Here is an 8058-nt window from a genome sequence, read left to right as displayed (position 1 = left end):
CGCCGCCCTCCGCGCCCAGGGCGACGGCAACCTCGACCACTCCGCCCTCCTCCGCGGCGTCGAACGCCTCTCCGGACACCCCACCGAAAGCTGAGCCGGTGCCCGGGATCAGCCCGGGAGTGCCCGAAGGCGGGAAATACGCCCCCCGGGCACGGTTCAGCGGATTGCCGCGTACGCCCTGATCACCGGTCGAGGATCACCGGGAGACTTGCCAGACCGTGCGTCAGGCGCGTGCGCCGCCAGTCCAGCGCCTCCCAACTGTCCACCGCCGCCCGGATGTGGGGGAAACGCGTCAGCAACACCTCGAAGGCGATCCGGGCCTCGACGCGGGCCAACGGTGCACCGAGGCAGTGGTGCGGGCCGTGTCCGAAGGAGAGGTCTGCCCCCGGGCGATCGCGGCCCTCGGACTCCCGGGGATGCCGGGGGCCCTGGGGACAGTTCGGATGGCCGGGACCGTCCGGACGCCCCGCAGGGTGGTGACGGTCCAGCCGTACCTCGTCCGGCGCGACGAACTGCGCCGGGTCGCGATTGGCGGCTCCGGGGGACACCAGAACCACATCCCCCGCGCCGATCCGGGCGCCGCCGAGTGCGAACGGTTCGGTGGCGAAGCGGAAGGTCGCGAGGGTGATCGGAGCGTCGTAGCGCAGGAATTCCTCGACCGCGGCGGGGAGCAGGCCGGGATCGTCCCGGAGGCGGGAGCGGAGCGCATCGTCCTGGAGCAGGGCCAGCATGCCGTTGCCGATGAGGTGGGTGGTCGTCTCGTGGCCTGCGACCACCAACAGCACGGCCAGCGAGAGGAGTTCGGGCTCGGACAGCCGGTCCTCCTCATCACGGGCGGCGATCAGACCGCTGAGGACGTCGTCCCCGAGGTCCGCGCGCCGGTCCGCGATCAGCTGCGTCATGTAGTCGCTGAGGGCGTGCGACGCGCGGTCCACGGTGTCCGGGGCCGCCGCGGCGAACAGGTCGTGGGACCAGTGCCGTACCGCCGCACGGTCCCGCTCCGGCACCCCCAGCAGCTCGCTGATCACCGCGATCGGCAGCGGCACGGCGAACTCCTCGACAAGGTCCCCCGACCCGCGCGCGGCCAGCGCGTCGGCCAGTTCCTCAGCGATCGCGCGGATACGGGGCTCCAGTCGTGCGACGGCCGCCGGAGTGAACGCCGTCATCGCCAGCTTCCGCAGCCGGCCGTGGCGCGGCGGGTCGGTGGCGAGCATGGTGCGGCTGACGGCGGGGGCCAGATTGCGGTTGCTGGGCCGGTCGGCGAAGTAGCGGCCGGTGTCCTTCGACAGCCGCGGGTCCGCCAGCGCCGCCCGGGCTTCCGCCCATCCGGTCACGGCCCATGTCGTACGCCCGTTGCCCGTCCGTATCTGCTGCACGGGGCCGCGCGAGCGCAAGGCGGCGAGCAGCGGGTACGGGTTCCGGGAGAACTCGGCTGAGTCCATGGGGTTGTTCACGGTCGGCCTCATGATCTCGTCGCGGAGGTCGGTTCCATGGCGTTGCGGAGCGGCCGCCCGCTCCGTGCTCCCTGCCACCCGGCCAGCCTAGTGAATGGTTGCGGGGTCAAGGATTGATTGAGGCTCACGGCGGCTGTCGAAATGCGCGAGCGCGGAGCCCGGCGCACGCTGGATGCATGACCGAGCATCCGCCTGTCATCGTGCACCCGCCGACCCCCTCCGGTGGCCGACGGGTGACCGTGCGTGGGCAGATCGTCGGCCTGGCCCACGGCCGTGGCGATGTCGCCGAGTTCCTCCGCCGCGCGGGCATCGCCGGCCCGGCCGAGGACATCGCGCTGGACGACCCCCGGCTCGTCGAATGGCGGGGCGGCTCGCTGGACGACTGGCCGATGCCGCCGGCCTGACGGGGCGACCGCGCCGCTGGAACCAGTGGCAGGGATGCCGGAGGCAACGACGGACGGGGCGACGGCATACGCTGACCAACGGTGGCCCTGTGGCTGCCGGTTCGTGAGTTGCGGCAGCAGAGGCAGGAGCACGGCGTGAGTGACAGCGGGGACACCGGCTACGGCGACGACGGTTCCGACAGCGGCAGCTCATCGCTGAGCGGCCGGTCGTCGGGCCTCCCGAGCTGGAGTGTCCTGCGGCGGGCGATGCGCTGGGAGACACTCGTGCTGCTCCTGATCCTGGTGGTCCTGGCCGCGGCAGCGTCGTAACGCGCGTCCGGCCCGGCGCGCCCTCGCCGGACATCGCACCTGGCCTTCGATCAGCCCGCCCGGCCCCGAACGCGGCGTCCGAATTCCGCCAGCGTCGCCGCCTGACCTGCTGCACAGTGGACTCCGTGATGCATGAGGACAGCAGGTACGAGGCGGTGCGCAGCAGAGACGCCAGATTCGACGGCGCCTTCTTCTTCGCGGTGTCCACGACCGGGATCTACTGCCGGCCGAGCTGCCCCGCCACCACGCCCCGACGCCGGAACGTCGCCTTCTTCCCGACCGCCGCGGCCGCCCAGGGATCCGGCTTCCGCGCCTGCCGGCGCTGCCGCCCCGACGCGGTGCCCGGGTCCGCGGAGTGGAATGGCCGCGCCGATGTCGTCGGGCGGGCAATGCGGCTGATCAGCGATGGTGTGGTCGACCGGGAAGGGGTCTCCGGGCTGGCGGCCCGGCTCGGCTACAGCGCCCGGCAGGTGCAGCGTCAGCTGAACGCCGAACTGGGTGCCGGCCCCGTGGCACTGGCGCGGGCGCAGCGCGCCCACACCGCGCGGGTCCTGCTGCAGACCACCGGCCTGCAGGCGGCCGAGATCGCCTTCGCGGCCGGTTTCGCCAGCGTGCGGCAGTTCAACGACACCATCAAGGAGATCTACGCGCTCACCCCGCGCGAGCTGCGTGCCGCCCGCCCCGGAAAGGGGTCCCGATTCGGCCCGGTGGCGCCGCATGCCACGCCCGGGGTGCTGCCGCTGCGGCTGGCCTTCCGTGGCCCGTACGCGGCACGGCAGCTCTTCGATCACCTCCAGCGGCGCGCGATCCCCGGTATCGAGGACGTCAGCGGCGAGCCCGGCGCCCGCACCTACCGGCGCACCCTGCGGCTGCCGAACGGCACCGGAATCGCCGAGGTCGACGAGGCGACCGGAGACGGCTGGCTGGACTGCCGGCTGCGCCTCACCGAGCTGCGCGATCTCACCACCGCCGCACAGCGGGTGCGCCGCCTCTTCGATCTGGACGCGGATCCGTACGCCGTGGCCGAGCGCCTCCGCGCGGACCCCGTCCTGGCACGGCTGGTGGACCGGCATCCCGGACTGCGTTCCCCGGGCGCTGCCGCCCCGGACGAGCTCGCGGTCCGTGCGGTGCTCGGCCAGCAGGTCTCGGTCGCGGCCGGCCGCACTCTCGGCGGCGCTCTGGTCGCCGCGTACGGCGAGCCGCTGCCGCAGCCGTCCGGTGCGCTCACCCACCTCTTCCCCCGCGTCGATGACCTGGCGGGGGCCTCGCTCGCGGAACTCGGTATGCCCGAGTCGCGACGGACGACCCTGCGCACCCTCAGTTCCGCGCTCGCCGACGGCACGGTCACGCTGGACGCCGGAGCCGACCGGGACGAGGCCGAGCGTGCGCTTCTCGGCCTGCGCGGTATCGGCCCATGGACCGCCGGCTACATCCGGATGCGCGCCCTCGGGGATCCCGATGTGCTGCTGGCCGGCGATGTGGCCGTACTGGCCGGAATGCGCCGGGCCGGAGCTCCGACGGCCGGCCTGGCCGCGCAGGCGAACGGCTGGCACCCCTGGCGCTCGTACGCCATGCACCACTTCTGGAACGTGCCGGCCACCGAACCGGCGCGCACCCGCCCCTCCACCACGGAAAGCACCGGACCATGACGCTCTACACCACCCTCGACAGCCCGTTGGGCGAACTCCTGCTGGTGGGCGAGGAATCGGCCAACGCACCGGGCGGCACCGCGCTCGCCTCGCTGAGCCTGCCCGGCCAGAAGGGCGGTGCGACCGTCCAGGACGGCTGGACGTACGCCCCGGACGCCTTCGCCGAGATCACCCACCAGCTCCGTGCCTACTTCGACGGGAAGCTGACCCGCTTCGGCATCGAATACGCACCCACCCGGGGCACGGACTTCCAACAGCGCGTGTGGAAGGCCCTGGAGGCCGTTCCGTACGGCACCACGACCACGTACGGGGCCATCGCGGCCGGGATCGGCGCGGCGCGGGGAGCGGTGCGCGCCGTCGGCACGGCCATCGGCGCGAACCCGCTGCTCGTCGTCCGGCCCTGCCACCGTGTGATCGCCGCGGACGGGTCCCTGTCGGGTTACGCGGGCGGGCCCGTACGCAAGCGGCAACTCCTCGGTATCGAGGGTGTCGCGCCGGATGCCGGCTGAGCCCTCCGTACCGGACGCCCGCCGAACCCGCGCCGTCCCGACCCCCCGGTGAGCCCCCGCCCCGAATCCCTACTGGAGCACGCCATGACCACCACGACCACCAAGCGCCCAGCCCGTCCCGCCGCGCTCGCCGAGCGGGTAGCGTCCGCCGATTGGACGGCCCTGGCCGACGAACTCAACACCCTGGGCTGCGCGTTGACCCCACGACTGCTCAGCCCGGCCGACTGCCGCGCCCTCAGCGCACTGTACGACGAGACCTCCCGCTTCCGCTCGACCGTCGACATGGCACGGCACCGCTTCGGCTCGGGCCAGTACCGCTACTTCGCGGAACCGCTGCCCGAACCGGTCCAGGCCCTCCGCGAGGCGTTCTACCCGTACTTGCTGCGGACGGCCCGTGACTGGGCGGACAAGCTCGGCCGGCCGGCTCCCTGGCCGGACACCCTGGGGGAGTGGCTCACCCTGTGCCACGAAGCCGGGCAGGCCAAGTCCTCGCAGATCCTGCTGCGTTACGGGGCGGGCGACTGGAACGCGCTGCACCGGGACATCTTCGGGGAGATGGTCTTCCCCCTCCAGGTCGTCATCGGCCTGGACGAGCAGGGCACCGACTACACCGGCGGTGAATTCCTGCTCGTCGAGCAGCGGCCCCGCGCCCAGTCCCGGGGTACCACCACCGTCCTGCAGCAGGGCCACGGCCTGATCTTCACCACGCGCGATCGCCCCGTACGCTCCGCCCGCGGCTGGTCGGCCGGTCCCGTACGCCACGGGGTGAGCACCGTCCGTTCGGGCCACCGGCACTCCCTGGGCCTGGTCTTCCACGACGCCTGACGGTGCCTGACGACGCCGCGGCCGCGCGCCGGGCCCAGGGCTGTGCCCGACCGGTCAGAGCATCGAGCCGCCGGTGACATCGAAGCGCTGGCCGGTGATCCAACGGGAGTCGTCCGAGGCCAGGAACGCGGCGACGTCAGCGATGTCCGAGGGCCGGCCGATCCGGTTGAACACCGAATAGGCCGCCAGCGCGGCCCGCCCCTCGGGCGTCGCCCTTCGCGCCGCGGTCACATCGGTCTCGACCCAGCCGGGGGCGATGGCGTTCACCGTGATCCCGCGGTCACCGAGGTCCTTGGCGAGGGTGAGCGTGAGGGTGTCCACCGCACCCTTGGAGATGCTGTAGGCCATCTGTTGCGGGTGCGCGGTGCTCGTCACCGCTGACGAGATGTTGATGATGCGTCCGCCGTCCCGCATCCGGCGCAGGCCGTGCTGGATGACGAAGAGCGGGGCCCTGGTGTTGACCGCGATGGTGCGGTCGAAATCCTCGTAGGTCACCGCGTCTATGCGCGCGGGGAAGTTGAGCGCCGCGTTGTTGACGAGGATGTCGAGGCCGGGTTCCGCACCGCAGGCGGCGAGTTCGGTGTCGAAGGCAGTGAAGAGGGCTTCGGCATCACCGGGAAACCCCAGTTCGGCGCGGACGGGGAAGGCCCGGCCGCCCGCGCTCGTGATGCTTTCGACCGTTTCCTTGGCCGCGGCGTCATTACTGCCGTAGTGGACGGCGATCAGCGCACCGTCCTCGGCGAGGCGCTGGGCGATGCCCCGGCCGATGCCGCGGCTGGATCCCGTCACCAGTGCGGTCTTTCCGTTGAGGTCGCCCATGCTCGTCTTCTTGCCTTTCGGTTGCTTGCGGGAGGGAGGGGGCGTGCTGCCGCCGGTTACTGTCGATCGCTGTACGGTGGGGCGGCCGGGAGGCCCGTTGCCCATGCCTCAAGAGCCGCTGCCGCTCACTCCGTGCTCATGTCGCGCGGTCCGGTGGCTTGTCAGGTGGAGGGCCCATCGAGAAGTGCGTTGCTCCTCAGCCGCGCGCTCAGCGACGGGCGTCCAGTGCGGTCAGGGTGGAGACGAACACCGGCTCGCCCTCCTGGGAGCCGGTGACCTGGACCGTTGTGGTGGAGGGGAGCGCGGACGGGACGTGCTGGGCCACGATAGTGCAGGGAACGCCGTGTTCGGCATAGCGGTGGAATTCGGTGCCGAAGGCGTACGGCACGAAGACTTGGGGCGCGGTCAGCGCTCGGGCGGCCTGCTGTGCGGCGTCGAGCAACAGCATTCCTGGAATGTGATCGTTCGCCGGATTCACCATCGCGGCATGGCCGGGCGCGATGCGCAGTTGCCACCGATCGGCCCGGTCGGTGGGGGAGAGCAGGACATCGCTGTCCTTGGCGCTTCCGGTCAGTTGGTGCGGGACGGGTGAGGGGAGCGGGCCCAGGGTACGGCGTGCGGCCAGCCGCTCGCCGCGGATCCGGCGGTAAACGGCAGGGGACGTGACGGTGACGTCGGAATAGCCCGTTGCGACGATCCGGCCCGCCTTGCGGATGGTCATGTTGAAGTGGCCGCCGGCCAGCGTGCCGGCCCGCAAGCGCATCCTGCTGCAGGTGACGTCGACCGTCAGCCGGGTGGGCCCGCTGCCAACGGCCAGCTGCTCGGGGTGGGTTGTGTACACCAGGTCGCCGAGGATGAAGTGGTGGCCGACCGGTACGCCGAGCTCGGTGTGGCACAGGAGCAGCCCTGCCTGGCGAATGGTCTCGCCGGTGAGAATGAGATGGTGGTGGCCGTGCACCGGAGTGAAGTACCCGTGATCGTGCGGCCACCGGGCGGTCAGCGAGAAACGGGAGTCGTCCAGTCGGCGCCATGAGGTGACCAGAATGTCGTCGACGAAGGGGCGGTGCACGAACTCCTGAGGGACGCCGGCATCGCCGTGATGCCCGGTGGCGGTGCGCTGGTTCCGATTCGACTGCGTCTGGTGTGGAGTCCTGGGTTGAACCGTGCCGCTGACCTGCATCGTGTCGCTCATGAGTGCCCCCAGGCGTCTCTACGGGATGAGGTACATCGCTGTTAAGATACGTACCATCCGGTTTTATTTTCAATGCCGGGCGGCGAATTGGAGTAAGTAGCTGGCCCCGAGGCGACTTGAGCGGTAGCTAACTGATGCGGAATGGAAAACACGAGAGACAGGAGGCGTCCTGTGGCACAACAGGACCGCGCGATCCGGACCCGGCGACTGATCTTGGAAGCAGCCGCCTCCGTTTTTGACGACCTCGGCTACGACCGCGCGACCATCGCCGAGGTCCTCGAGCGCGCCGGCGTCACGAAGGGTGCCTTGTATTTCCACTTCGCCTCCAAGGAACAGCTCGCGCTGGCGGTGCTCGATGAGCATGTGCTGGACATCGCCGTGCAGCCGCAGAAGATCAAGTTGCAGGAGTTCGTCGACGCGGGGCAGGTGCTGGCGTACCGCCTGCGCAGTGACCCGATTCAGCGCGGGGCGGCCCGGCTTGCGGTGGAGCAGGGCTCCAACCACCTTGACCGCAAGCAGTCGATGATTGCCTGGACCCGATTCGTCGAGAAGTTGCTGCATCAGGCGAGGGATCGCGGCGAGGTCCTGGAGAGTGTCGTCGTGACCGAGACCGCCGAGCTCTTCGTCGGAGCGTTCGCCGGTCTGCAGCTGATGTCGAACGCCCTGACCAACCAGGCCGACCTCAGTCACCGGCTGACCATCTTTTTCGAGCACACCCTCCCCAGCATCGCGGTGCCCGCCGTGCTCGCCAAGCTCAAGCTTGATCCGGAACGCGGCGCGGAGCTCGATGCCGCACTGCAGGGAAAGGCTCTGGCGGACGCAGGGGCCGATGTCGCGGCGAGTTGACCGAACCGGCCGGGCCGAGCCGGAGGGGCTCGGGCGGCCGGGGCCGGGCAA

The 8058-nt window shown here is 71.1% G+C and carries 9 protein-coding genes and 1 pseudogene; 7 read left to right on the top strand and 3 right to left on the bottom strand.

Annotation, left to right across the window (positions count from 1 at the left end; all coding sequences use genetic code 11):
• Positions 1-94 (top strand): annotated as a pseudogene (locus tag ACWGI6_RS32260) (2-hydroxy-3-oxopropionate reductase); the annotation flags it as partial.
• An 88-nt stretch (positions 95-182) separates the two neighbouring features.
• Here ACWGI6_RS32260 and ACWGI6_RS32255 read toward each other — a convergent pair.
• Positions 183-1442: a cytochrome P450 family protein gene (locus ACWGI6_RS32255; RefSeq protein WP_453270794.1), complete on the bottom strand. Its 1260-nt coding sequence runs from the start codon at positions 1440-1442 to the stop codon at positions 183-185.
• Positions 1443-1630: 188 nt separating this feature from the next.
• Between ACWGI6_RS32255 and ACWGI6_RS32250 the strand changes: the two genes are divergently transcribed.
• The 5 genes from ACWGI6_RS32250 (at position 1631) to ACWGI6_RS32230 (ending at position 5150) form a co-directional block, all read left to right on the top strand.
• Positions 1631-1858 (top strand): hypothetical protein, encoded by a 228-nt coding sequence (locus ACWGI6_RS32250; protein WP_453270790.1) that lies wholly within the window; start codon positions 1631-1633, stop codon positions 1856-1858.
• A 135-nt stretch (positions 1859-1993) separates the two neighbouring features.
• A complete protein-coding gene (locus tag ACWGI6_RS32245; RefSeq protein WP_453270789.1) occupies positions 1994-2167 on the top strand; it encodes a hypothetical protein in 174 nt (57 codons plus the stop codon).
• Between the two features lie 128 nt (positions 2168-2295).
• Positions 2296-3816, top strand: coding sequence for an AlkA N-terminal domain-containing protein (locus ACWGI6_RS32240; RefSeq protein WP_453270793.1), 1521 nt, complete (start codon positions 2296-2298; stop codon positions 3814-3816).
• Positions 3813-4325, top strand: a complete 513-nt coding sequence (locus tag ACWGI6_RS32235; protein WP_453270788.1) for a methylated-DNA--[protein]-cysteine S-methyltransferase — start codon at positions 3813-3815, stop codon at positions 4323-4325. The genes ACWGI6_RS32240 and ACWGI6_RS32235 overlap by 4 nt, the downstream gene beginning before the upstream one ends.
• An 84-nt stretch (positions 4326-4409) precedes the next feature.
• Positions 4410-5150, top strand: a complete 741-nt coding sequence (locus ACWGI6_RS32230) for a 2OG-Fe(II) oxygenase (protein WP_453270787.1) — start codon at positions 4410-4412, stop codon at positions 5148-5150.
• Between the two features lie 54 nt (positions 5151-5204).
• Here the strand turns inward: ACWGI6_RS32230 and ACWGI6_RS32225 are convergent, their stop codons facing one another.
• On the bottom strand, positions 5205-5969 hold the full coding sequence (locus ACWGI6_RS32225; protein ID WP_393904938.1) for an SDR family oxidoreductase: 765 nt from the start codon (positions 5967-5969) through the stop codon (positions 5205-5207).
• 208 nt (positions 5970-6177) lie between these two features.
• A complete protein-coding gene (locus ACWGI6_RS32220; RefSeq protein ID WP_453270786.1) occupies positions 6178-7161 on the bottom strand; it encodes a ScbA/BarX family gamma-butyrolactone biosynthesis protein in 984 nt (327 codons plus the stop codon).
• A gap of 171 nt (positions 7162-7332) precedes the next feature.
• On the opposite strand from ACWGI6_RS32220, the gene ACWGI6_RS32215 reads away from it, so the two are divergent.
• Positions 7333-8007: a ScbR family autoregulator-binding transcription factor gene (locus ACWGI6_RS32215; protein ID WP_393904936.1), complete on the top strand. Its 675-nt coding sequence runs from the start codon at positions 7333-7335 to the stop codon at positions 8005-8007.
• Positions 8008-8058: the final 51 nt, after the last annotated feature.

The sequence above is a fragment of the Streptomyces sp. NPDC054786 genome, assembly GCF_053611685.1.
Note: the sequence above shows the minus strand (reverse complement) of the source record. Positions and strands in the feature narration are given on the sequence as shown.